Source organism: Dehalobacter sp. TBBPA1, assembly GCF_040931655.1.
Taxonomy (GTDB): Bacteria; Bacillota; Desulfitobacteriia; order Desulfitobacteriales; family Syntrophobotulaceae; genus Dehalobacter; species Dehalobacter restrictus.
On sequence record NZ_CP162385.1, the window covers coordinates 2,880,865 to 2,906,273 of the forward strand.

Sequence of the window (25,409 nt, forward strand, 5' to 3'; positions counted from 1 at the left end):
TTAACATCTATTCTTCCATAATTGCCACGATCTTATCTTACACCAAAAAACAGCAAAAGGGAACATTTGTTCGCATTCATTTACCTTCTTTTTTTACGGGATCTGTTCTGTTTCTCGGAAGAATAGTTTTTGCCGGATTTAGAGCGGCTGCTCCGTGTCATACCAGCATATTCTCCCTTCAGTTCAATGATCGCATCCCTCAAATCAGCTGCGCGTTCAAAATCCAGTTCCCTGGCAGCCTTAAGCATCTCTTCTTCCAGAACCTGAATGGTTTTTTCCTGTTCCTCAGGTGTCAGCTTGCCACCTTTTTCCCCATAAGCCGTCTTTTTCTCCGCAACTTTCGTCGCTTCAGGCACTTCATAGATCTGCTTGCGAATGGTCTGCGGGATAATCCCGTGTGCCCTGTTATATTCTTCCTGGATCGCTCGGCGACGGTTGGTCTCACCAATCGCGGCTTTCATAGATTCCGTCATATTGTCCGCATACATGATGACTTTTCCGTTGACATTTCGGGCCGCCCGGCCCACAGTCTGGATCAAAGACCTTTCCGATCTTAAGAATCCTTCCTTATCAGCATCAAGGATCGCCACCAGCGATACCTCAGGCAAATCAAGGCCTTCTCTTAAAAGGTTAATCCCGACAATCACATCTATTTCTCCAAGACGGAGTTCTCTTAAGATTTCCAGCCTCTCAAGGGTCTGAATATCAGAATGAAGATATCTGACACTAATATTCAGCTGTTTCAGATAGTCTGTCAGGTCTTCGGACATTCTCTTGGTCAGTGTGGTCACGAGGATTCTTTCGTCCCTGGCAATCCGCTGCCGGATCTCGCCGATCAGGTCATCAATCTGTCCCTGGGTGGGTTTCACAATGATCTCCGGGTCAATCAAACCTGTGGGCCGGATAATCTGTTCCACAACCTCGCGGCAGTGCTCCATTTCGTATGGTCCGGGAGTCGCACTGACATAGACCCTTTGGGGTACAACTATTTCAAATTCAGAAAAACGCAGCGGCCGGTTATCCATGGCAGAGGGCAGGCGGAAACCATGCTCCACCAGCGTGCTTTTCCTGGAACGGTCTCCCTCAAACATGCCTCTGACCTGCGGTAGAGTCTGATGTGATTCATCAATGAACATCAGAAAATCCTTCGGGAAAAAGTGCAGCAAAGTATAGGGTGTTTCTCCTGGTTTGCGGAAGGTAAGATGCCTGGAATAATTTTCAATACCGTTGCAAAATTCCATCTCCCGAAGCATTTCAATATCGTAGCGGGTTCTCTGTTCGAGGCGCTGAGCCTCCAGCAGCTTTTCCCTGGAACGGAAATATTCCAGGCGCTCTTCAAGCTCCTGCTCAATATTTTCAGCTGCCAGCATTAATTTATCACGTTCGGTCACATAGTGGGAGTTTGGAAAAATCGAGATATGTTTTCGTTCTCCCAGGATTTCACCGGTCAGAAGATTCACCTCATAAAGATGTTCGATTTCATCGCCGAACATTTCAATCCGAACTGCCTTTTCATCCGTAGAAGCAGGACATACCTCGACGACATCCCCTCTTACCCGGAAAGTTCCGCGATAAAAGGCGGTATCATTCCGGTCGTACTGGATTTCAACCAGCTTGCGCAGCATCTGATTGCGTTCTATTTCCTGGCCCTGCCTCAAAGACAGAACCATATCCCGGTACTCATCCGGAGACCCCATACCATAGATACAGGAAACACTTGCGATAACAATGACATCTCTTCTTTCAAACAACGCAGCTGTGGCCGAGTGCCGCAATTTTTCTATTTCCTCATTGATGGAAGCGTCTTTTTCAATGTAGAGGTCATTGGATGGAACATAAGCTTCCGGCTGATAATAATCATAATAACTGACAAAATATTCAACCGCATTCTCCGGAAAAAATTCCTTAAACTCGCAATACAGCTGTCCGGCCAGCGTCTTATTGTGTGCAAAGACCAGGGTCGGTTTTTGAATGCGTTCAATGATGCTGGCCATTGTAAATGTTTTACCCGATCCGGTAACACCCAGCAGCGTTTGGTGCTTATTACCGGCTAGAATGCCTTCAGTAAGCTTGTCCACTGCCTGGGGCTGATCTCCAGAAAGACTATAAGGTGCCCGCAGTCGAAATTCCATAGAATATCCCTCCATCAAAGACAGTATATTTATTATATCATTTTGTTCTCATTCCCGCATTTTTGTTTCATCCTTGATGGAGGTCCGTCAAAATACTGCTCAGGAGCTCGCTGCGGAAATGGTCCAATCCCCTGAAATTCACGGAGTCATTAATTAGATTTTTTAATTCGAGGCGGTTTTTTCTGTATTGTTCGAGAATAGCTATCAGCTCCGTACTGTGACCCATCCGGAAACCCTGCTCTTCAATCCGGCAGGGATTGCCTTTCCAGACAGCCAGATTCTTTTCCGGAAAGAGCAAACCGACGATTGTGTACGGTTTTAGCGGATGAACAATGATTTCCATGGCCTGCCCCAGGCATTTAACCTCTTCGAGCAGTACCCGCAGAAGGTGAGCAGACTCTTCACCGTCCAGGCAAATCCGGTCAAAATCCCGAATATATCTTGGAGCAAGATTTAGCCACCCTTCTAATTGAAGGCTATGGAGAAAATAAAACGACAGATTATTTGCTTTTATTCTAGAAAGGATTCGCGTGATCTCATCAATATGCGGCGAATCATCACCTTGCTGATCGCCTTCCCAGGCCAAAGACAGGACAGCGTCCAGATTCCTGGTTTTGTTTTGACAGGCGTGCCCATCTTCCTCAGATTCCTCTTCTTTTTTCGGCATATAGTCTTTTCTGAGCTGGGCAATGATGTCCTGCTCAATGTCAGCAAGACTTGCTCCGAGCTGACTGATTTTAGGGCTGTGTTCTTCCAGTCTGCTCTGGCGGCAGAAGGAAGAAAAATCAATTTCACGGTGGTACGGGCCGCAGAAATTTATTTGCCAGTTAAATTCATCCTTATCGAGTAAGCATATTTTATGCTTGGGCAGGTACAGACCGGCAACTGAATCGGCTTCCCTGATCGACCTGATATAATCAACATCATTCCCACGATCAATCATCTGGATGCCGATGAGCTTCATCATGGTTGATTTTCCGGTACCCGGGCCGCCCGTGAGAAGATATGTATATTTAATTTCTTTCAGCAGTTCAGGCAGCAGCGATACGTAACCGTAAGGCGTGAATGCCTCAATATAATAATGACGAATCCCACTTGTATTCCCCACGATGATTCCTCCAGTTCAATAATGTCTGTGAGATATTCTATGCAAATGGAACAGCCGGCGTTCTCCCGTCAAAACAGAAATGCAATGTCCATTACAATACTCCTCACAGCGAAACTGTGTCCCTTAGACTGATCATAGGGATAATAAGAAGATCTTCTTATCAGGAATTAACTCTCGATGTGTATGTCTATTCTAAGAATGTAGTACTAGGATGAGATTGCTCATTAAATAAATCCGCAGCAGAATGGGTTTAATCATTCGTTCCGCTGCGGATTCTATTTAGAGAAAGACGTCTTCCATTTGACTGAATAAAGATACTGTATCCTTTTCTATCCTACTGGATTTTCTGCAGCAGGACTTCAACCGCCTTGCTCAGCTGACTGTCGAAGACAGGCTCGGTCGGAAGGATGGTAGGCTTTTCTCCTTCTTTAAGTTCGACTTCAACATCGGGCTTGATTCCCAATTTATTAATATCATTTTTCTTCGGTGTAAGATATTTGTCCGTCGTCAGCTTTACGCTGGTGTTGCCATCAAGGGTAAACACGGTCTGCACGACACCCTTGCCATACGTCTTCGTCCCGACCAGGGCCCCGCTTCCGTAATCCTTGACTGCCCCCGATACGATTTCTGCTGCTGAGGCCGTATATTCGTTGGTTAAAATGACAATGGGCATGTCGATATATTCAGCAGTCGATTCTTTTGTATCTACGACGCCGTTCCTATTCACAATGTGAACGATCGACCCTTCCGGCACCAAAAAACTTGCTACTTTAATCGCGGCATTGACTTCTCCTCCGTAATTATAACGAAGATCAATAATCAGACCCTTATATTTGGTCAGATCCATCTCCCGTAAAACCTTCTCAAGTTCATCCCCGGTATTAATGTTAAAACTGGAAATATCAATCAGCCCAATATCTGACCTTCCCGGCAGGGAGATCCCTTCAACCGTCGGAACATTGATATAGTCACGAATAAGACTTACGGTAAATTCTGTCTTCGTCTTCGGCCGGTAAATTTTAACCGTCACCTTGCTCCCGGGCTCTCCTCTTAAGATCGCAACTGCTTCATCCTGGCTGATCGTGGAGACATCGGTCTCGTCAATTTTTGTGATAATATCCCCCGCTTCGAGTCCTGCCCTTTCAGCCGGGGAACCTTTGATTGGACGCATAACAACCAATTTTTCCGGATCTGCCGTACTTAAATGTACACCGATCCCTCCAAAGGTGCCCTGAATCGAATTCATCAGTACTTTGTTTTCCTCAGCATCCTGGAAGGATGAATACGGGTCCAGCGAGCCCACCATCCCGTCGATTGCCCCGTCAACGAGTCCAGCACGGGATGTTCCATTTAAATACTGGGTGTCAATAAGATAGACCACCCGCATAAATCTTCCAAGGTGATCATAATTGACCAGTACAAACCCGCCAACAACAAGTGCCAGCCCCAGACAAAATATCAGGCCGACTGCGGCGGCCTGTATAAAAGCTTTTTTCCAATTCACACGGTTGAACAAACGTCCACTTCCCTATCAAACTCATTATTCTCTGTTAGTATATGCAGACTTGTACAAGTTAAGTCCAATTGATTAAAAATAGGCCATCGGGTTCGTCGGGGTGCCGTCTTTACGTACTTCAAAGTGCAGGTGAGCCCCAGTACTCCATCCCGTTGATCCAACATAACCGATTGTTTGGCCGGCTGCCACTGTTGTCTTGACTGCAACCGCCCTTGAAGACATATGGCCGTAAAGCGTTGAAATTCCATTGCCGTGGTCGATAATAATGGCATTTCCATAGGCGCCGTACCAACCGGAAAAGATCACCGTACCGGATCCTGCTGCTACAATCTTCGCCCCGTATGGTGCACCGATATCGACTCCGGTGTGCAGTTTATACTGTTTTGTTATCGGATGAACCCTGTATCCGAAAGTACTGGTAATATACTTGTATCCTGGAGCAGGCCAGACACTAACTGTCCCAGTAACTCCTCCGGTGTTGTTCTTCTGCAATTCACGGATTTTTGACTCAAGTGCTTTAGAGTCTCTCTCCAGCTTGTCAATTTGTTCGAGCAGCGCTTCCTGATCCTCTTTATTCTCAGCGAGTGCTACTTCTTTTTTTGACTTGCTGCTGTCCAAATAATTCTTAGCTGCTTCCGCCTGTTGTTTTAAGCTCTCCGCCTCATCCATTTTAGCGACTAGGAGTTCCTTCTTTTCATCTAAATCCTGTTTTTGAACACGGATATCACTTAAAATGGTTTGATCATTTTCAACTAGGCAGCTTAGATATTCTACTCTGGAAATGAAGTCGGATAAATCTGTGGATTGGAATAGAACTTCCAGATAGTTTACCTGACCTTCTTCATAGATCGCGCGTACCCGACTGCGCAGAGTATCCTGTCTCCCTTTCAGTTCCTGCTGTTTGGCTGTCACTTCCGTTTGAATCGCCGTTACTTCTTCCTGGGCCTTCGCATGGGCGTTTTCTTTCTGATCCAGATCCACCTCAGCGTCAGAAATTTGCGTCGTCAGTTGCCGAATCTGTTTCTCCATCTGTTGCGCCTTTGTCGTCAGGCTATTCAGGTTTCCTTCCGCGTTTTTCTGCTGATTCAGGATCTTTTCCTGCTGCTTAAGCGCATCAGACAGTTCATCCGCGGTCACAGGAAAATTGAAGGTAACCATTAGAGTTAAAACAATCAGCAAAACAACCGGTCTTGTCATTTTAATCATATTTTACGCCATTCCCCCCCATAGAACTCAAAGTTCGTTAACCTCGACGTCTAAAATCATAAAAAACTGATTTTAAAGGTTCAAAAATTTTCGTACAGAGAACGCGCTTGCCAGAAATCCCATGGCAACCCCGCCCAGAACCATCAGCAGAAGCACATTGATAATGAACTGTTGACTGCTGACAACAGGCAGGAAACTCAAGGTCGAGATAATATACTGCAGGAGCCAGGTATAGGTAGCCCCAACCAGCGCAACAGCTAGGATTGCCCCGACCATACCGATGACGATCCCTTCGATGATAAAAGGCCAACGGACAAAGGATTTGCTGGCGCCAACCAGGCGCATGATTTGAATCTCTTTCTCTCTGGAATTTACATTGGTTTTAATATTTAAAACAATTAAGAGGAAAGAGGCACAAGCAAATGCGGCAACAACGCCAATCCCGACCCAGCGAAGCCACTGAGTAAAGACAATCAGTTTCTCAACAAAGCCCTGCCCATAACGGACTTTCTCGACTCCGGTCAGCCCGCTTACCTGGGAAGTAATCTCTTCAACGAGACGGGCATCGGTCGTTGTAATTGTAATCTTATCCGGAAATGGGTTCACTCCGCCCAAATCCTCCAGAAGAGAGTCGGAACCCATGGATTCCTGAAACTCTATAATAGCCTGATCTTTAGTGGTAACGGCAACGGTTGCGACACCTTCAAGTTTTTGAATCTGACTTTTCAAATCGGTAATTTGTGATGTCTCCAGATGATCATTTAAAAACACGGCAATTTCTACCTGGGATTCAAAGGTCTCGGCAATGTTCGATGTGTTGACTAAAAAGAAAACCGAATACCCAACGATTGTTAAAGAAATCATCACCGTTAAAATGGATGCGGCACTGAGCCAGAAGTTTCTTTTCAATGATACCAGAGACTGGGTTAGAACATATTTTGCTGAGTTAAGTGACAATTCTGTATGCCCCCTCTATGCTGTCATCAACAATCTTGCCTTCTTCAATCCTTATTACCCTCTTATTCATTTGTTCAATAATGTACCTGGCATGTGTTGCCATAACGACCGTGGTACCCAGCTTGTTGACGTGGTTAAGCAGTTCCATGATACTCCAGGAAGTATCAACATCAAGATTCCCTGTCGGTTCGTCCGCAACCAGCAAAGCGGGTTTGTTGACCAGCGCCCTGGCAATGCAGGCGCGCTGTTGTTCGCCTCCTGAAAGCTCGGAAGGAAAGGCATTCTTTTTCTTAGCAAGTCCAACCAAATCCAAAATCGTATTCGTATTCTCTCTGGTTTCTTTCATACTTTTACCAATAACCTGCTGGGCAAAAGCGACGTTTTCAAACACGGTCTTTGCCGGAAGCAGCTTGAAATCCTGAAAAATAACACCAATTTTTCTTCTGACCAATGGCACATGGCTGGAAGACATTCTGACAAGATTGACATTATCGATGAGTACCTGTCCCCTCGTAGCAATTTCTTCCCGGTAGAGCAGTTTGATCAGTGTCGATTTGCCGGCCCCGCTGGCCCCAACCAGAAATACAAAATCTCCCTTAGCGACGTCAAGGTTGACGCCGAACAGAGCGCGGGCACCATTCGGATAAATTTTAGAAACATTCTTTAGCTTAATCATTCATTGTCCTCCGGAAGACCTATTAACATTTATCTCTTCGACATTTTGTGTTATTTTCCTGTCTAAGACAGCTAAAAAAATTAAACATTTCCTGAAAAATGGCAAGATCTCAGGAATGCATTCCACAATTATTAAACGATAGTGTAAAAAATAAATATATTGACAAATAACAACAGAAATATATTTGATTTCTTTAGGCTATTTTCTGATCCAAATCTTCTTACTATTTTCATCGGCAATTAAAAGAACAAATTGAGCAAAAGTAAAAAGCAGAATACCCTTTTGGGGAATATCCTGCTTTTATTTATCCTGCAGCTCTTTATTTTTTGGCAATCACTCGTCTTACAGCTTCAACAATGTCTTTCGCTGTAAGATGATACTTCACCAGCAGTTCATCCGGGCGTCCGGACTCTCCGAAAACATCATTGATCCCAACCCGGCAGAGCGGGACAGGACAATTTTCGCTTAATACTTCTGCCACTGCACTTCCGAGTCCGCCGATAATGCTGTGTTCCTCCGCCGTGACAACTGCTCCTGTTTGTTGCGCGATCTGAATAATGGTCTGTTTGTCCAGTGGTTTAACAGAGGCACAATTGACAACCGCGACATCGCAGCCCTGCCCGCTGAGTTCATTCGCAGCCTTCAGCGCTTCCGCTACCATGAGCCCGTTTGCGATAATGACAGCATCTTTGCCGTCTTTCAGGACATTGGCCTTGCCAATCTCGAACTGATAGGAAGATGAATCAAAGAGCACGGGCAGTGCCAGTCTTCCGAGCCGGATATAGACAGGTCCCTGGTATGCTGCAGCAGCTTTGATGACCTGACTTGTTTCCTCCGCATCAGCAGGAACCAATACCGTCATATTTGGCACGGAACGCATCAGCGCCACATCCTCCACAGCCTGGTGGGAGGCACCGTCTTCACCTACACTGATCCCCGCATGGGTAGCCGCAATCTTCACATTGAGCTTCGGATATGCAATGGAATTCCGGATCTGTTCAAAAGCTCTTCCTGTTGCAAAGATTGCAAAAGTGCTCGCAAAGGGAATTTTGCCCGCTGCTGCCAGCCCGGCCGAGACTCCCATTAAATTTTGTTCGGCAATGCCTATATTGATGAAACGTTTCGGAAATACCTTGGCAAAATCGGCTGTTTTAGTTGACTTGGACAAGTCGGCATCCAGAACCACAATATCCTTGTTTTCTCCGCCAAGCTGCACAAGTGTTTTGCCATAGGCATCTCTCGTCGCTATTTTTTCCGCTTTAATCAGATCAAACATCTCAGCCATTAGTTTTCACCTCTCAGTTCAGCCAGGGCAGCTTCCGCTTGTTCAGGGCTGGGTGCATTTCCATGCCACCCCGCCTGGTTTTCCATAAAAGATACCCCTTTCCCTTTAATGGTTTTGGCGATAATCATCGTCGGTTTGCCCTGGACCTGCTTCGCTGCTTCCAGGGTATCCGTCAATGCTGAAATGTCGTGGCCGTCAACCTCCAGGACATTCCATCCAAAGGCTCCCCATTTGTCGGAGAGCGGAGAAGAATTCATGACTTTTTCCGTCTCCCCGTCAATTTGAAGACCGTTAAAGTCCAGGATGCCAATCAGATTATCGAGCTTATAATGGGCTGCTGCCATTGCCGCTTCCCAAACCAGGCCCTCATTCATTTCCCCATCACCTACGAGACAATATACTTTGTATGTTTTTTGATCAATCTTGCCGGCAAGCGCCATCCCAACTGCAGCTGAAATGCCCTGTCCCAAAGAACCAGTGGACATATCGACTCCCGGAACCTTTTTCATATCCGGATGCCCTTGAAGAAAGTGTCCGGTCTGCCGTAAGTGCTGCAGCTCCTCGCGCGGGAAATATCCCTTTTCAGCCAGAGCTGCATAAAGTACAGGGGCAGCATGCCCCTTACTGAGCACAAAGCGGTCCCGCTCAGGCCATCCAGGATTGGCCGGATCAATATTCATGATCCGGAAGTATAAGACGGCAAGGATATCTGCGGCCGAAAGGCTGCCGCCTGGATGCCCTGATTTAGCTTTTTCCAGCATTTCGATGATGTCCTGACGTATCCTGCAGGCGATTTCTTTTAAATCTGACATGGTATAAAGCTTCCTCCTTTGCTTGGTCACAATTTATTTATTCTGTCCGACAATTTGCTGAAGATAAGCCGAAATATACGGATCAATTTCCCCATCCATCACCGCATTGACATTCCCTGTTTCATAGCTGGTCCGATGGTCTTTAACCATGCTGTAAGGATGAAAGACATAGGACCGGATCTGGCTCCCCCAGGCAATATCATTTTGCTCCCCACGAACCTCAGATATTTCCTCTTCCTGTTGTTTTCGCTTTAATTCCAAAAGCTTGGCCTGAAGAACCCGCATGCAATAAGCCCTGTTCTGAATCTGTGAGCGCTCGCTCTGACATTGAACAATAATTCCGGTAGGCAGGTGTGTGATCCGTACAGCAGAATCCGTCTTATTGACATGCTGTCCGCCGGCTCCTCCTGAACGGTACGTGTCAACCTTTAAATCTTCCGCATCAATGGTTATCTCTGCATCATCAGTGACTTCAGGAATCACATCGACAGAGGCAAAGGAAGTATGCCGCCGTCCGGAGGCATCAAAAGGAGAGATACGAACCAGACGGTGTACCCCTTTCTCACATTTGGCGTAGCCGTAGGCATTCTCCCCGACCAAGGAAAATGTTACACTTTTAATTCCTGCTTCTTCTCCCGGGAGAAGATCGAGTGTCTCGACTTTAAATCCCCGGCGTTCACCCCAGCGTACATACATCCTGTACAGCATTTGCACCCAATCCTGGGATTCGGTTCCGCCTGCGCCGGAGTGCAGGGTAATGATCGCATTATTACGGTCATAAGGTCCGCTGAGCAAAATCTCTAGTTCCAAATCAGCAAACTGGTTTTTCAATTTAACAATGGTGTTTTCAATTTCCGATTCAAAAGAAATATCGTCTTCCTCCACAGCCAACTCCCAAAGTGCAGCGATGTCCTCGATCTGATCCTGGAGCTGTTGATGGACCGTCACCTTATCCTTCTCACGGGTCAATTCCTGCATGACTTTTTGCGCTGAAGAAGGATCATCCCAGAAACCGGGTTTGTTGAGTTCGTCCTCAAGCTTGGCAATCTTTATCTGACGGCCAGCAACGTCAAAGGGAAACCCTCAAATCTGCTAAACGCATTTTTAGATTCTCAATTTCTTTTTTCCAATCGGCAAGCATTTTTCCACCCCTAGATTATTTTTTCCACTGCTTATTAAAGTAAAACAAATCTGTTTTGTCAATATTTTATTTAGCTGTTGATTCCGCAACATTTCTTATATTTCTTCCCACTTCCGCACGGGCAGGGATCATTGCGGCCAATATGTTCCCCAATTTTGCGGGGCTTCTTGACCTGTTCCTGTTCTTCCTCATAACGGTTCTCGGAGACTTTTTGCGCCTGTTCCGGAACTTGCGTCGTAATCCGAGGTGTTACTCTTAAGATATAAGTCGAAACGTCTTCCTGGATGGATTCTACCATACCCTGGAACATATCAAAGGCTTCATTCTTGTATTCAAGGAGCGGATCGCGCTGTCCGTAAGCTCTTAAGCCAATCCCTTCCCGGAGGCTGTCCATCGCGTCAAGATGTTCCTTCCAGCGGGTATCTACAACCTGCAGAGCCACTGCTCTTTCAATTTGGCGCATCAGGTCCGAACCGAACTGGGATTCCCTGATCTCGTACAGTTCATGCACCCTGTCGGTCAATAGTTCTTCAACTTCTTCTTTGGCTAAATTGCTAATCTGTTCGGGGGTAAAGTCATGATCAGGAAGAATAACATTGTCGACATAGTCCAGAAAACTGACCAGATCCCATTCTTCCGGATACGGGCTATTTCCGCTGTAACGCGCTGTGGTGTCGGCTATGACTTTTTCGATCATATCCATTACCTGTTCTTTCAGGTTTTCTCCTGTCAGAACGGATCTGCGCTGCGAGTAAATAATCTCACGCTGCTTGTTCATAACATCGTCATAATTCAGCACGTGTTTGCGGATGTCAAAGTTTCTGCCCTCGACTCTCTTCTGGGCTGTTTCAATACTGCGGCTGACAATTTTGGATTCGACAGGAACACTGTCGTCCATACCCAGTTTGTCCATTAGCCCGGCAATATTGTCACCGCCGAAAAGCCGCATCAAATCATCATCAAGTGAAATATAGAACTGGGAAGACCCCGGATCGCCTTGACGGCCGGAACGTCCTCTCAGCTGATTGTCAATCCGGCGGGATTCATGTCTTTCCGTGCCAATGATATGCAGTCCGCCAAGTTCCTTTACGCCTTCCCCAAGAACAATATCTGTTCCTCTGCCTGCCATATTGGTTGCAATGGTTACCATACCCTGTTCCCCCGCCTTGGCGACGATCTGGGCTTCAAGTTCATGAAACTTCGCGTTCAACACCTGATGCGGAACACCTTTCTTTTTCAGCATGTCGCTGAGCTTCTCGGATTTTTCAATCGAAATCGTTCCAACAAGTACTGGCTGGCCTTTGGCATTCTTTTCCGAAATATCGTTGACTACGGCGTCAAACTTGCCTTCTTCCGTCCTATAGATAACATCAGGCAGATCCTGTCTGACCATCGGAAGATTCGTGGGGACTTCTACGACGTCCAACCTGTAAATATTAATAAATTCCTGTTCTTCCGTCTTCGCGGTACCGGTCATGCCACCAAGTTTCTTAAACATCCGGAAAAAGTTTTGAAACGTAATTGTTGCCAGCGTCTGAGATTCCCGCTCAATCTTGACATTTTCCTTGGCTTCAATCGCCTGGTGGAGCCCCTCGCTGTACCTGCGCCCGAACATTAAGCGGCCCGTAAATTCATCGACAATAATGACCTGACCGTCTTTCACCACATAGTCGCGGTCAAGCTTGAACAGGGTATGCGCTTTCAAAGCCTGATTGACGTGATGCGCAACTTCATTGTGTAGGTCATCGTATAAGTTATCCACCCCGAGCATTGTTTCAACCCTAGATACCCCATTCTCCGTCAGCGTTACAACTCTGTCCTTTTCATTGACATGATAGTCTTCCTCCGGCTTAAGGCGGGGGACAACCTTCGCAACCCGGAAGTACAGTTCAGTGGGCTTATCAGCTTCTCCGGAAATGATTAATGGCGTCCTCGCTTCATCTATCAGAATCGAGTCTACTTCGTCCACGATCGCATAATGGAGCTCCCGCTGGACGACAGCGGCAGGATTGACGGACATATTGTCTCTCAGATAGTCAAATCCGAATTCATTGTTCGTGCCGTACGTAATGTCGGCGTTATAGCTTGTCCGCCGCTGTTCGTGTGTCAGACCATGAACAATCAGCCCGACGGACAAACCGAGAAAATCATACACCTGGCCCATCCAATTGGCGTCACGGGTGGCAAGATAATCGTTAACCGTCACAACATGGACGCCCAAGCCAGTTAAGGCATTTAAATACGTAGGCAAGGTTGCAACCAGCGTTTTGCCTTCCCCGGTCTTCATTTCGGCGATCCTTCCATCGTGAAGGACCATTCCGCCTATAAGCTGAACATCATAGTGCCGCTGTCCGAGAACTCTTTTCGAAGCTTCCCTGACGACAGCAAAAGCTTCCGGCAAAAGATCATCCAGCGTCTCACCCTGTTCCAGTCTTTCTTTGAATTCCACTGTCTTTGCTCTGAGTTCGTCATCAGAGAGTACCTGTATGGAAGGTTCCAACTGATTAATTTTTTCAACTTTCTTTTGGTACTTTTTTATATCTCTGGCGTTGTCATCAATCAAATCCTTTAAAAAACCCATTTTGGTCCACCTTTCACCTTGCGCGGTGTGCTTAATATGATTATTTTATCACTGTCTTACTGAAGGTTCAATCTAAGCAAAAAGATGTCCCGCTTAGGCGGGACACTTTTTTGCTCAGGATATGCGATTAATAAACCTGAGTTGTTCAGCCGTTTTAGTATTCTGGCTCCAGTAGGCCGTAGCCGCCGTGTTTACGCCGGTAAACAACATTTATCTGCCCCGTATCTGCATTGGCAAATACAAAAAAATTATGCCCGATCAGGTCCATCTGCATCGCTGCCTCGTCAACCGACATAAGCTTAGCTGAAAACTTTTTTGTTTTAACGATGCTGTTATTGTCAAAGATTTCTTCATCATCCTCGAGGATATAGCTCGGCTCCTCCTTCGTGGATTTTATTCTTTTTTTCCCAATACGCTTGCGGTATTTTTCCATTTGGCGTTCCAACTTATCCACTACCAGGTCGATGGAGGAATACATATCATCTGTTTCTTCCTCACCTCTGAGAAGAAATCCGTTTAGCGGGGCAGTAACTTCAACTCTCTGACGTTCTTTTTCTACGGACAGCATGACTTGAATATCGAGAAAATCATCGGAGTACTTCTCCAGCTTACGGACTCTTTTTTCTACATAATCCTTTAACGCGTCCGTCATTTTCATTTGTTTGCCTCGAACATTGATATTCATAGTCTCAACCCCTTTCGCCTGATATAGTATTATAATTCATCTTTTCTTATTAAATTCCTGCCATATTTTATCTTTGTTCAGTGATATTATTACCTCAACGAACTGAAAACATCCTGAGAAGCAGTATCTTGTTAACCTTAAAATTTTATATGATGGCAGCAGATTTTCTGCAAGACAACGCAGTATTGCGAAAAATCTGCTGTCAGGATATATGAGATTTAGGGTTAACATGATACTAGCGTTTCGGTTTGTTGAAGTTATACACAACAAATTGTGGATAATGTTGATAACTTTACTTTTTGGCGTATATTTTCATTTTTATTGGTGGATAAAATTGTGAGCAGTCCATCGATTAGTACGAAGGTCCTATTTTTGTCTTCATTCTGCAATTTTCTGCAAAAAATGATTCTTCTGCGGCAAATTGTCTCATTCTTCTTTACCCGCGCCAAGACAAAAAGCATAGACTTTCTTTACCCCATTCTTTTTCAGTACCCCGGCACATTCTTCTAGCGTCGAGCCTGTCGTCACAACATCATCAACCAGCCAGACAATTTCCCTGAGATCACTGTAACCAGGTTTGACTGAGAAGGCATCCCGGAGATTCCGCAGCCTTTGCCTGCGTCCCAGGGTAGTCTGAGGAATTGTATCCTTCATTCGGTCAAGCAGATTCTGATAAGGAATTGCCAGCTGCCTGCTGATGATTGAGGCCAGCACCTCTGCTTGATTGAATCCTCTTTGGGCCAGCCTGTCTGGATGCATCGGCACCGGAACTACTGCGTCAGGAGGAGGCAAGCAGCGGATAACCCATGGAATGATCACTTCTGCCAGAGACGTTACCAGATATGGCTGTCCCTTATATTTAATTTGCTGGACCAATTCTTTCCAGGCACCTTTGTAATAACCCAGACAGGTTACTTTATCCAATCCTTCCGGCCCCTTTCCTGCTTCACAATTTCGGCAACGTGTTTTGGTCTCTGCAAGAATTTTGCCGCAGGAACCACAGCGAGGCAGATTCGGAAAGAAATACGCCTGCTGACAAATCAGACAGACCGCTTCTTCTGATACATTGCCGCAAAGCAGACAATACGTTGTCTTCTCATACCACAAAAGCGCTGCGTTTTCTTTAAGTCTCAAGAATAAATCAACCATTCAGACATCCCCATTCTTCAGCCAGCCTGTTCTGGTCCTGAATCCAGCGGTTGGCCTGGATCATGGCCGGGGTTTGTTCGGCATAAATAAAGACGGCTCTTCCAAACGGACATTCTGCGCTCCGGCCTGTTCTGCCGGCCATCTGGACCAAAGCCCTCGCATCATAGAGCGTATGATCCGCAAATAAAACTGCAACCTGTACACCTTTAATGGTTATGCCTCTTTCTAAAATGGATGTACAGACAAAAATATTAATATCGCCCTGCTTGAAAAGTACGGTCTTTTCTCTCCTCGCAGCATCCGAGCTCCAGCTTCCCTCCACGCGCAGATCACCAAAAGCCATTTTCAGCACACCCGTCCATTCTTTAACCAACGCAACTGTGGGGACAAAGACCAGAATCGGACCGTCCGCAATCAATTTCAGCAATACTTTTTTCAATTCAACCAGCGAACGATCCCTGGTCAGTTTATTTTTTTGCCATTCGGGGACCGGAACAGGAAATCCATGATGTCTTACAGGGAGTCTGACGATCGCACATTTCTGGCTCTTGACCCGTAACAGGATTTCTGCTGACGGTGTCGCTGTAAGACAGATAATTTGTCCATCTGGTCTTAAAGCCTGTCTGATCCCATATTCCAGGACGCTGCTTCCTTCATACGGATAGGCGTCAGTCTCATCAAGGATAATCAGGTGAAAAGCCTGATAAAATCTCAGAACTTGATGCGTTGTTGCGACGGTTAGCTTTGAGGGCTCCATATCCTGCGGCAGCGCTCCGCTTAAAATTTTGATATTGTATTCCGGAAAATTTTTCTGCAAACGAGGCTGAACATCGTGCACAACGTCCTGTCTGGGTGCCGCAAAAAGAACCTTTTTATTCTGACGCAAAAAACTGTCGATCAAAGGGAAACAAACCTCTGTTTTTCCAGCGCCACAGGCAGCCCAAAGCAGCGTTTCTTGTGCTTTTTGCCGGTGCACCTGCTGCCAAAGCTCTTCGGCTGCCTTTTCCTGCGCAAAAGTAAATTCCAGGCTATAACTCCGGACAGTTTGATCTGGTTTACACTTATCCGTATCCACCTGTGTTTGACCCGGAACATCGACGGAATGGAGCCTAAAAAGAATTTGCAGAGAATTGAGCGGTCCAATTTCCCGACAGTCAAGGCAGGTATATGTATCGCCATACAGTGATGGCCATTCTTCATAATGACTGCTTCCGCAGCGCCGACAGAAATACCTGGATCGAACCTGTTCAAAAATCGGCAGCCACTCTGCATTTCCGCTCTGCACAGCTTTTTGCATGAAGCCCAGAACTTCCTTCGTACTAACGGCGAGCTTCTTCTCCACAATCCGAAACTCATTTTCGGCGAGTTGCCTGCCCTCCGCTATTCTCAGGAATTTTTGGTACACGGTTTCATTCTGTAGCACTTCGATATTGAATGCCTCCGGCAAGGCCTCCCGGCTGGTATCCTGCCACTGAACCTTTTCTTGAACGCCCATATTTTCTTTTTTCATTCGATTTGTTAGCTTTTGGGCAAGCCTGTTTTCAAAGTCCCTGTCTATAACTGGTGCTGATGGCAGAGCTGGTGAAAATGGCTGCGTGGCTGGTTGTGTCGTTGGTTTTTTATCAGGCAGCCCTGCAGTGACGGCCAGCAGCTTTCCTAGCGGTAACCCCGGGCTCAAATATCTCGTCCACCCTCCCAGGATTAGGCCCGCAGAAGGCAGCGGAGAAAAACAGAATTCTCCATTGTCTTTGGCTAATATGTAAAAAAGCACGCTTTTGTCCTTATCCTTTCTGAGTATATTGAACCGTCAGGCCAGGAAAACGTCTTTCCAGACGGGTCTTGGTTCTTTCCTGCTCGTCTTTAGGAAGATTGGCATTCTCCTGCGACAGATCTATGCTGACAATTATTCCCTCCTTCCTGTTTCGTGTTTTTCTGACCATATAAATTTCTTTTTCAATATCCTCATGGTCAAATTCCTTGGCCTCAATAGCCAAAACCGCATTGTCAGTGATTGTCTTCACCTGCCGCGTGTTGTTTGTTCTAAAGGCCCCAATCCGTTCAGACAGGGCATCCGGAAGCTCCCACTCATATTGTCCTGCCCATAACCAAAGAATAATCAAACCTACCGCCAATACACCATAAATAAGCATCATGTGCCTGACCTGCCTTTGCCGTATAATCATTAATTCTTCTGATTATTTCTATCATATGCTTCAGCTAAGCAAGGCGGTTCTGATCTTGTCCTGATTTTCTGCTTTTTCCCCGGTATTCAGCCCGACCAGCAGCCAGAATAAGATGCCGACAATCCCAAAAGACATATCCACATCAATCAGGCTGTGCAGTCCCAAAAATAGAGCTGCTGCTTTCGTACAGATCGTTCCAAGGTCATCTCCATTCCAAAGATCCTGGACAAAACTCCTGAATCCTTGCCGTGCCCAAAGCATTAATAACAAAAGAGCAATGATCCCCTGATTTAAAAGCACCCGGCAAAATGAAGAATGGGTATCCAATGTCCAATAAGGTGTGGTCTGAATAAAGGGAAAACCGAGCCATCCTCCCGCCCGCGGCAGAAAATATGCATCTCTGGCAAGCCGGATACTATCAGCATAATACGTAATTCTTTCCGCCATGCTGGTATCCGTCCAAGAACATAAATGACTGAATGGCACCTGTATACTCGAAACTGCAGGGTATAGGACAATGATCAAACAAGCAAGAAGTATTATTCTGACTGACGCCTGAAAACGCTTTTCGGTTACAGTTCTGATGCTATCCATATTTATAATATTCTTTTGAGTTAAAGCTCTTTTTTTTAGCAATAGAATCGGGATAAACAACAAAAGCAGCAGCATCGAAGCCCTTGATCCAGTGGATAGGATACTTATTCCCAGCAGCAGCAAGAAAAATGGGTTAAATTCCCTTTTTATCAATATTACCATTAATTGGCACCCAAGAAAAGCTGCAGCAGAATTCGGATATCCGAAACAGAAGGCATAGCGCCCTTCTTCCGGCGGGCCAGGCGGCAGCCAGATATTCTCACTTCCGGGCAGCCAGGACAGTACCACCGCCAAAATTGTCAACCATATCATTCTGTTTAAAAACCTATTTGCCCCCCCGGCAGCCGCCAGCTGTATTCCCCACAAATAGGCAGATAAATATACCAGCCAGCGGAACGCTTCCAGCCAGCCATCAATTGCCCTGACTGGACTGAATAGTCCCACCAGCGAAAAAAGGCTCAGCAGCAAAAAAATGCTCACCGGATTCCGAAATTTTTTTTTGGCGGCGATAGTTGTAAGACAAACTTGTTTCCAGTGAGCAATCGTGTAGAATATCAAGACAGCACCCAGGACAAGCCACTCTCGGATAAAAAAAATCCCGTGGCATATCATACCCAAAAACATAAACACACTTAGGAAATTTTCTGTCCTCCCATAATTCACCTTAATCCTCCGCAGGACTTGCAAGTCCAATCATATTTCTTTATCATATTTATAACAGCAGAGAAATATTATGCCAAAGGCTTTGGAGGAGGCAATCTATGTCGATTAATGTTCTTCATCTGATTGGAGGCGGCGAGATCGGAGGGGCTGAGCAGAACGTTCTGAATCTCCTGAAAAATCTGGACAGGCAAAGCGTAAATCCTTTTCTGGGTTGTCTGACCAAGGGCTCCGCGCTGGCACCATGCGCACAGTCTTTCGGCATCCCGTCTGAAATATTCCCCATGCAGTTCCCTTTTGACCTCTCCCCTTTGCCTACCATTATTGCTTTCTGCCGCAAACATAAGATTGCGTTAATCCATGCCCATGGCACAAGGGCTAACCTTCTGGGGCGGACCGTCGCGAGACTCACCAAGATCCCCTGCATTTCAACCATCCACAGCCTGCCGGAATACGATTATCCGTCTTCCCTCAAAGGCAGGATTTCTCTCTGGGTCGATAATCTCACCCTGCACTGGTCTGCCGGCATTATTGCGGTATCCGTCAGTCTCAGCCAATCCGCTGCCATCCGACTGAACAGGAAAGGATTAACTTTGCCGGTGAACGTGATCTATAACGGTAGTGAAATATTTTCATTCACTCAACCAGACCAAATGCTCAAAGCCTTCCGTGAACAATGGTCAATCCCGGATCATTGTCTTGTCATCGGAACGATTGGTCGTCTGCACCCGGTGAAAGGGCAGTTTTACCTGATTGAAGCGATGAAACTGCTGACTGCGGAAATCCCTGACCTTCATCTGCTCATCATTGGTGAAGGTCCTCTTCATAATCAACTGACCGAACAACTGAAGCTTTCCGGACTTTCATTTACGCTGACCGGCTACCTGCCTTCAGCCTGGCAGGCCCTGCCGGCAATGGATCTGTTTATATTTCCTTCTCTGAGCGAAGGAATGGGACTAGTTTTACTGGAAGCCGCTCAAGCCGGAATCCCGATTATAGCTTCCAAGGTCGGCGGGATCCCTGAACTTCTGGAAGACCACAAGGAAGCCCTGCTCGTTCCCCCGGCTGACCCTGCGGCGATGGCGCTGGCCTGCAGCAAGGTGCTCAAGGACAGGGCTTTTTCTGCCGAAATGACTGCCAGGGCTAGGCAAAAGGCCAGCCTGTTTTCCATTGAAAAAATGGTTCAGGATACAATAACTTTTTATGAAAAAATAATAAGCTAAGTGCGCTGTAAACGGTCACTTAGCTTCGTATATTATCTGAGTGAGTTATTTTCCTAATCGATTAGAATTATTCCCTATTAGAATCATCCGGTCAAGATTAACCGATATGAACCGTTTTTATTTATCAGATTCCGGGAAATATTTCTGTTTCAGAACCCTTAGAAGGTACAGTGGAAGTACAACTTGCCTTTTTATCCGGCCCGGTTCGCTGATCAGCCGGTAAAGCCATTCCAGTCCGGATTCCCGAAATGCCCCGGGGGCACGTTTCACTTCTCCGGACAGTACGTCGAATGACCCCCCGATACCCATACTTACTTTAGCCAGCCCTGCGTGTTCATGATTCCAGTATTCCTGTTTGGGGGCACCCAAGCCAACCAAAAGAATATCCGGTGCAAAGTGACGGATCTGCCGGATGACCTCCGGCTCTTCTGCCTGCGTAAAAAAACCATGATGACACGCCAACGCTATCCCCGGGTACCGCAGGCTCTGCTGCCGAATAACTTTTTCTGCAATGCCCGGCTTCGCGCCCAACAGAAATACTCTCCATCCGTGACGGTTGCTTTCCCTTAAAATCCCTGCTGTCAGGTCGATGCCGGTTACTCTTTCTTTGACTGGACGGCCAAGTTTCTGGGCAGCCCAAACTACGCCGACCCCATCCGGTACGACAAGACCGGCTGAATTGATGACTGCTAGGAGATTGGCGTCATGTTCAGCTTTGTAAATTAATTCGGGATTTGCGGTCACAATCCGGAGTTGCTGCCCCAGCAAAATCGTATTTTTGATAGTTTCAAGGCAGTCCTGCAAACTAGCCGGATCAATACGCGTTCCCAATATTTCCAATTGTTTCATTTTTGTCCCCGGGATTCTCACTTGAAACTGTTTTTAAGGACTTTGCCTGTCCCTAAAGCGACACAGGAAATCGGATGATCGGCAAGGGTCACAATGAGTCCCGTCTCCTTAGAAATCCTCAGATCCAGGGAATTTACCATCGATCCTCCGCCGGTAAGTACGATTCCCCTGTTCATAATATCCGCAGCAAGTTCCGGCGGTGTACGCTCTAAAACATCTTTAACTCCGGCTACAATCACTTCCAGCGATTCTTCCATCGCTTTATACGTCATTTTTGAATCTACCGTGATGGTCTTCGGGAGTCCGGTGATGAGATCTCTTCCTCTGACATCGATCTCCGCGTCGTCTGCTTTTCCTTCCTGAACGGCGCAGCCGACTTTGATCTTGATATCTTCCGCCGTTCTTTCTCCGATCATCAAATTGAATTCTCTGCGAATAAACCTGATAATCGATTCATCCAGTTTATCCCCGCCCATGCGGATGCTTTTTTTGGTTACGACCCCTCCCAGGCTGATTACTGCAATATCTGTCGTTCCACCGCCGATATCGACGACCATGTTTCCTTCGGGTCCGTATATGTCCATACCGGCCCCCAGGGCAGCTGCATAAGGTTCCTCAATTACTTTGACCTGTCCGGCACCGGCTTTCATAGCGGCTTGTTTTACAGCCCTTTCTTCAACTTCGGTGACTCCGGACGGTATACAGACAACAACTCTATTTTTTAAAAAAGGCCAGTTTTTTATTCCCGCTTTTTTGAGTAAATATTTCAGCATGATTTCGGTGGTCTGATAATCTGCAATGACGCCATCCCTCATCGGCCTGATGACCATAATGCTTCCGGGAGTCCTGCCAAGCATCATTCTGGCCTCTTCACCGACCGCAATTCTTCTACCTGTGTTCTTATCAATCGCAACGACCGAAGGCTCGTGCAAAACGATACCCCTGCCTTGTGCATAGACCAGAACACTCGCCGTGCCTAAATCGATCCCAAGATCAGTCCCAAACATCAGGTGCTGCCCCTTTCACTTCACGATTCTATTGGCTTGTCCCATGAAAATAAGAAAAACCTGGCAGACGCCAAGCTTTTACATGCCGGGCGGCAGCCAAAATTGAATCTCCCTGGAGGGGAGATTCTTTTTATAACTTTGCTCATATTATTCGATGTAATTTTATGTTTTCCTCTTTCTTTCCGTTTTTTGCGACCTATATTTTCTGTCTGTCTTTTAGGAGCTAATCCTCCGTATGCATATATTTCTTCTTGGTTGCTTCTCCTCCCCGAATATGCCTCTCGGCTTTATTGCTTTCAAGGACATGCTTGACCTGAGAGGAAAGTCGTTTGTTAATCAACGGCAATCTTTCCGTTACATCTTTATGTACCGTCGACTTGGATACCCCAAATATTTGCGCGGTCTGCCGCACTGTACAGCTCGATTCTATAATATAGTTGCCAATGTCCAAAGCTCTTCTTTTGATATGTTCCTGCACTCTCCCTCTCCCCTTTGTACCTGCAATGTTTTAGTTCATTTATATGCTGGTACAAATGAAAAAGACATCCTAAAGAGGATGTCCCTTACTGGTAAATAATGTACACTGATTTGCAGGCAGGCCGCCTTTTTCCTAAATCAAGCCCGCTATGGCCTTTCAGTATGGTCTTCCCCTGCTTCTGATCTTTGAGAAAAGCATTAAACAAGAAGGTATTTATGCCTTTGGTATTGCACCATTTACTATTTTGACCTGAGATTCCGAGCAACCGACCGCATAGAATCTTTTTTAACAGTGTTCAATGGAAAAAGAATTCCAGCGGTAGAAATTTATTTACCGCTGAAAATTGTTCCATATTCAAACATATCATCAATTGACTTAAGGAATTTGGTAGAAGCCTCGCCATGGCTTCCAATATAAATTCCTGCTTCGTGGAACCAGGAATCCTCTTTCGAGTTCCACGGATAGACCTTCATGCAACGCCCGTAGAAAACACCATCTTCGTTGGTTGCCCTGAATATAGTACACTTCTTCATATCACCATTCCCGCGAAGGTAACCGTTATGCTCGATTGATCCGCGTCCAGGGTAATTGCTTGGGCTTGGGCAATTTTCAGCACATTTTTTGCAGATCCTGCAGAAGTCCAGAAGCCCGAGATCTATTGGTTTATCCGGAGCTAGCAGCAAATCGGTAGTGACGGCATCCACTTTGTGTCTGAATCCCAAACGGGGATGAACTGTGCAGTCTCCGGTCCGGTATCAGTAAATCTTTTCAAGTTTTGTCCCTTGATAATAATGTCCCAGGATTTCCATGTACGATTCGCCTTTTAGAGCCAGGTCATTGGCCCCGTATTGTGACATTCCGACTCCGTGTCCTTTGCCGTACGTAACAAACTCAATTTCTGTTCCGCTGGTCTCCCATTCAAAATCGGTTGAGGAAAGCTGAAGCTTGCTCCGCAGTTCCGTTCCCTTGAAAACTTTGTTTCTGACAGCCAGTGTCTTTACCCGTCCGGCTTTCGTCCTTTCAATCAAGATGACATCGCTGTCCGAAAACTTTTCCGGGATCTGGGTGAAACCAAGAAGCTGGTAAAATTCAGCACACTGAAAGATCTGATGTTTGACGAACCGTAGTGAATCACTTTCGCCGGACGGCACATTTTTGAGATAATCCAGATCAGTACTCCAAACGTCTCCAGCCAGCTCAGTCTTTTTCCGGCCGCAGCTGCTGTAGAAAAACGCATTAATCATTTTTCCCTGATACGTAACAACCTTCCCCCGTGTAGCTTTAACCGCATCTGCAATTTTGCGCTGGTATTTCCAGTAGTTGATGATTCCCCATTTTGTCCGCATTTCTTCATTGGTATTCCAGGCCTGCGTATTGACAGTGGTGTCCACATCAAAGTCGCTGCCCGCAGCGGATTCCATCCTTTTCAGTACATAGGTCCTGGCGGCAACAGCCTGGGCCTTTAACGCCTCTGCTTCAAACTGGGCAGGCATTTCGGCTGCAACTACCCCGACCAGGTATTCCTCTATGGGTATTGCTCTGATCTGGCCGTCTGCCAGTTTAACCCTTACCGGTATTCCCGGATCGTCCTGGTCTCCACCCCCAAACCAACTGATAAGCACGGGCAGTATTCCTACAAAAAAGATAACGGCCATGACAGCGGCCGTTATTGTTTTCATTCTTTTACTCACGTTTTGGCCTCCTGCGCAGTACAAGCATATCCTATTTGTATGCACAGGAGGGCAGCGATATGATACAAACGAAGTCGGTTATTCTTCTTTCGTGATATTGGCACCAATACCCCTTAATTTAACTTCAAGGTATTCATAACCTCTTTCAATATGATGGATCTCTCTGATTTCCGAGGTGCCATTGGCCGTCAGTGCTGCCAGAACAAGGCCCGCTCCGGCCCGCAAATCACTCGCACTTACGGTAGCGGGATGAAGGTTTTCCACTCCCTGGACAATCGCACTTCTGCCCTCAATCCGGATATCTGCGCCCATTCTTTTCAGTTCTTCGACATGCATGAATCTGTTTTCAAAAACGGTCTCTGTAACCATTGAAGTCCCATGGGCCCGTGTAAGCATCGCCATGATCGGCGCCTGCAAATCGGTTGAAAACCCCGGATGCACTTGGGTCTTAATGTCTACGGCATGATAGTTCCCTTTGCCAATGACTCTTATGCCGTCATCTTCCTCTTTATATACCACGCCGGCTTCATCAAGTTTGGCCAAAAGCGAAGTCAAGTGGACAGGGATGACGTTCCGCACCAAGACTTCACCGCCGCAGGCCGCAGCCATCAAGATGTATGTTCCTGCTTCGATCCTGTCCGGTATAATCGTATGCGTGGTTCCATGAAGTTCTTTGACCCCTTCAATGTTAATGATATTTGTGCCTGCGCCGCGGATTTTACCACCCATTTCATTGATAAAATTGGCGAGATCAACAATTTCGGGTTCCTGAGCAGCATTCTCAACAATGGTCGTACCCTCAGCGTTTACTGCAGCCATCATGATATTCTCGGTTGCTCCAACGCTCGGAAAATCCAGATATATTCTTGCCGCTTTCAGTCTGGAGGCCGAAACGTCCAAAAAACCATTATCCATACGGACCTGGGCTCCCAGCAGCTCCAAACCTTTAATATGCCAGTTGATCGGTCTGGACCCGATTGCGCATCCACCGGGATGAGAAATCCTGATTCTGCCCTTGCGAGCAAGCAAAGGACCCATAATAAATATGGATGCTCGCATTTTGGATATAAGATCGTAAGGAGCCTCTATGTTTTCGATATCCCTGTTTTCAATATGTAATTTCTTGTTCTTTCTTTTAACCTTTCCCCCCAGAGATTCGATAACCTGCCCCATGACTTGAACGTCGAGCAGATCGGGGGCTTCCTCCAAAATAATCTTATCTGAAGTCAGCAGACTTGCTGCAATGATCGGTAATATGGCGTTCTTTGCCCCGCTGACATCCACTTTCCCTTCCAGTTCTCTTCCGCCTGTCACAACAAATTTGCTCAAATTATTGTCATCTCCTGACCTATTTCTAAACTACGATTATATCATGATCCGGTCCAAACAATCCAGTATTAATCATCCCATATCCGGTTTTCCATTTCAACAGTAATAGTTCTTTTCTACCGGTCTGTTTTCCTGCAAGCAGGAAAG

At 46.3% G+C, this 25,409-nt stretch carries 21 protein-coding genes and 1 pseudogene; 1 reads left to right on the top strand and 21 read right to left on the bottom strand.

Going from position 1 to position 25,409, the window contains the following annotated elements; translation table 11 throughout:
• Nucleotides 1-80: 80 nt before the first annotated feature.
• The 15 genes from uvrB to AB3489_RS14135 all read right to left on the bottom strand — a co-directional run bounded on the left by uvrB (nucleotide 81) and on the right by AB3489_RS14135 (nucleotide 18,649).
• Nucleotides 81-2,132 (bottom strand): excinuclease ABC subunit UvrB, encoded by a 2,052-nt coding sequence (gene uvrB, locus AB3489_RS14065; protein ID WP_019224963.1) that lies wholly within the window; start codon nucleotides 2,130-2,132, stop codon nucleotides 81-83.
• A gap of 67 nt (nucleotides 2,133-2,199) precedes the next feature.
• Nucleotides 2,200-3,240 carry a hypothetical protein gene (locus AB3489_RS14070; protein ID WP_368293374.1) on the bottom strand — a complete coding sequence of 347 codons (1,041 nt, stop codon included), beginning with the start codon at nucleotides 3,238-3,240 and terminating at the stop codon, nucleotides 2,200-2,202.
• Nucleotides 3,241-3,574: 334 nt separating this feature from the next.
• Nucleotides 3,575-4,756 carry a S41 family peptidase gene (locus AB3489_RS14075; RefSeq protein ID WP_019224965.1) on the bottom strand — a complete coding sequence of 394 codons (1,182 nt, stop codon included), beginning with the start codon at nucleotides 4,754-4,756 and terminating at the stop codon, nucleotides 3,575-3,577.
• 72 nt (nucleotides 4,757-4,828) lie between these two features.
• Nucleotides 4,829-5,962, bottom strand: a complete 1,134-nt coding sequence (locus tag AB3489_RS14080; protein WP_368293375.1) for a murein hydrolase activator EnvC — start codon at nucleotides 5,960-5,962, stop codon at nucleotides 4,829-4,831.
• A gap of 72 nt (nucleotides 5,963-6,034) precedes the next feature.
• Nucleotides 6,035-6,919, bottom strand: coding sequence for a permease-like cell division protein FtsX (ftsX, locus tag AB3489_RS14085; RefSeq protein ID WP_019224967.1), 885 nt, complete (start codon nucleotides 6,917-6,919; stop codon nucleotides 6,035-6,037).
• Entirely contained in the window at nucleotides 6,909-7,595 is a 687-nt protein-coding gene (gene ftsE, locus AB3489_RS14090) for a cell division ATP-binding protein FtsE (RefSeq protein WP_019224968.1), read from the bottom strand. The genes ftsX and ftsE overlap by 11 nt, the downstream gene beginning before the upstream one ends.
• Before the next feature lie 319 nt (nucleotides 7,596-7,914).
• Complete coding sequence (locus tag AB3489_RS14095; RefSeq protein ID WP_368293376.1) at nucleotides 7,915-8,880, bottom strand: transketolase family protein; 966 nt, start codon at nucleotides 8,878-8,880, stop codon at nucleotides 7,915-7,917.
• A complete protein-coding gene (locus AB3489_RS14100; protein ID WP_015044889.1) occupies nucleotides 8,880-9,692 on the bottom strand; it encodes a transketolase in 813 nt (270 codons plus the stop codon). Before AB3489_RS14100 ends, AB3489_RS14095 begins: the two co-directional genes overlap by 1 nt.
• Before the next feature lie 33 nt (nucleotides 9,693-9,725).
• A protein-coding gene (gene prfB, locus AB3489_RS14105) for a peptide chain release factor 2 (protein WP_368293377.1) occupies nucleotides 9,726-10,833 on the bottom strand; the annotation gives its coding sequence in 2 pieces (ribosomal slippage) (nucleotides 9,726-10,763 and nucleotides 10,765-10,833; 1,107 coding nt in all).
• Between the two features lie 70 nt (nucleotides 10,834-10,903).
• Entirely contained in the window at nucleotides 10,904-13,414 is a 2,511-nt protein-coding gene (gene secA, locus AB3489_RS14110; RefSeq protein ID WP_368293379.1) for a preprotein translocase subunit SecA, read from the bottom strand.
• Nucleotides 13,415-13,568: 154 nt separating this feature from the next.
• Nucleotides 13,569-14,099, bottom strand: a complete 531-nt coding sequence (gene raiA, locus AB3489_RS14115) for a ribosome-associated translation inhibitor RaiA (RefSeq protein ID WP_015044892.1) — start codon at nucleotides 14,097-14,099, stop codon at nucleotides 13,569-13,571.
• A 426-nt stretch (nucleotides 14,100-14,525) separates the two neighbouring features.
• Nucleotides 14,526-15,248 (bottom strand): phosphoribosyltransferase family protein, encoded by a 723-nt coding sequence (locus AB3489_RS14120; protein WP_368293380.1) that lies wholly within the window; start codon nucleotides 15,246-15,248, stop codon nucleotides 14,526-14,528.
• Nucleotides 15,241-16,926, bottom strand: coding sequence for a DEAD/DEAH box helicase family protein (locus AB3489_RS14125; RefSeq protein WP_368293381.1), 1,686 nt, complete (start codon nucleotides 16,924-16,926; stop codon nucleotides 15,241-15,243). Before AB3489_RS14125 ends, AB3489_RS14120 begins: the two co-directional genes overlap by 8 nt.
• A 103-nt stretch (nucleotides 16,927-17,029) precedes the next feature.
• Nucleotides 17,030-17,401: a hypothetical protein gene (locus AB3489_RS14130; protein ID WP_368293382.1), complete on the bottom strand. Its 372-nt coding sequence runs from the start codon at nucleotides 17,399-17,401 to the stop codon at nucleotides 17,030-17,032.
• 60 nt (nucleotides 17,402-17,461) lie between these two features.
• Nucleotides 17,462-18,649 carry an O-antigen ligase family protein gene (locus AB3489_RS14135; protein ID WP_368293383.1) on the bottom strand — a complete coding sequence of 396 codons (1,188 nt, stop codon included), beginning with the start codon at nucleotides 18,647-18,649 and terminating at the stop codon, nucleotides 17,462-17,464.
• Between the two features lie 137 nt (nucleotides 18,650-18,786).
• Between AB3489_RS14135 and AB3489_RS14140 the strand changes: the two genes are divergently transcribed.
• Complete coding sequence (locus AB3489_RS14140; RefSeq protein ID WP_368293384.1) at nucleotides 18,787-19,908, top strand: glycosyltransferase; 1,122 nt, start codon at nucleotides 18,787-18,789, stop codon at nucleotides 19,906-19,908.
• Nucleotides 19,909-20,025: 117 nt separating this feature from the next.
• Here AB3489_RS14140 and AB3489_RS14145 read toward each other — a convergent pair whose 3' ends face one another.
• From AB3489_RS14145 to murA, 6 genes and pseudogenes are all read right to left on the bottom strand, one after another.
• Nucleotides 20,026-20,757: a WecB/TagA/CpsF family glycosyltransferase gene (locus tag AB3489_RS14145; protein ID WP_368293385.1), complete on the bottom strand. Its 732-nt coding sequence runs from the start codon at nucleotides 20,755-20,757 to the stop codon at nucleotides 20,026-20,028.
• A gap of 17 nt (nucleotides 20,758-20,774) precedes the next feature.
• A complete protein-coding gene (gene mreB, locus AB3489_RS14150) occupies nucleotides 20,775-21,764 on the bottom strand; it encodes a rod shape-determining protein MreB (protein ID WP_368293386.1) in 990 nt (329 codons plus the stop codon).
• Nucleotides 21,765-21,987: 223 nt separating this feature from the next.
• Nucleotides 21,988-22,242, bottom strand: coding sequence for a sporulation transcriptional regulator SpoIIID (gene spoIIID / locus AB3489_RS14155; protein ID WP_015044900.1), 255 nt, complete (start codon nucleotides 22,240-22,242; stop codon nucleotides 21,988-21,990).
• A gap of 344 nt (nucleotides 22,243-22,586) precedes the next feature.
• Nucleotides 22,587-22,994, bottom strand: a pseudogene (locus tag AB3489_RS14160) (dehalogenase); the annotation flags it as partial.
• Between the two features lie 3 nt (nucleotides 22,995-22,997).
• On the bottom strand, nucleotides 22,998-23,933 hold the full coding sequence (spoIID, locus tag AB3489_RS14165; RefSeq protein WP_368293387.1) for a stage II sporulation protein D: 936 nt from the start codon (nucleotides 23,931-23,933) through the stop codon (nucleotides 22,998-23,000).
• A gap of 78 nt (nucleotides 23,934-24,011) precedes the next feature.
• Nucleotides 24,012-25,262 (bottom strand): UDP-N-acetylglucosamine 1-carboxyvinyltransferase, encoded by a 1,251-nt coding sequence (gene murA, locus AB3489_RS14170; RefSeq protein ID WP_019224982.1) that lies wholly within the window; start codon nucleotides 25,260-25,262, stop codon nucleotides 24,012-24,014.
• Between the last annotated feature and the right edge of the window lie 147 nt (nucleotides 25,263-25,409).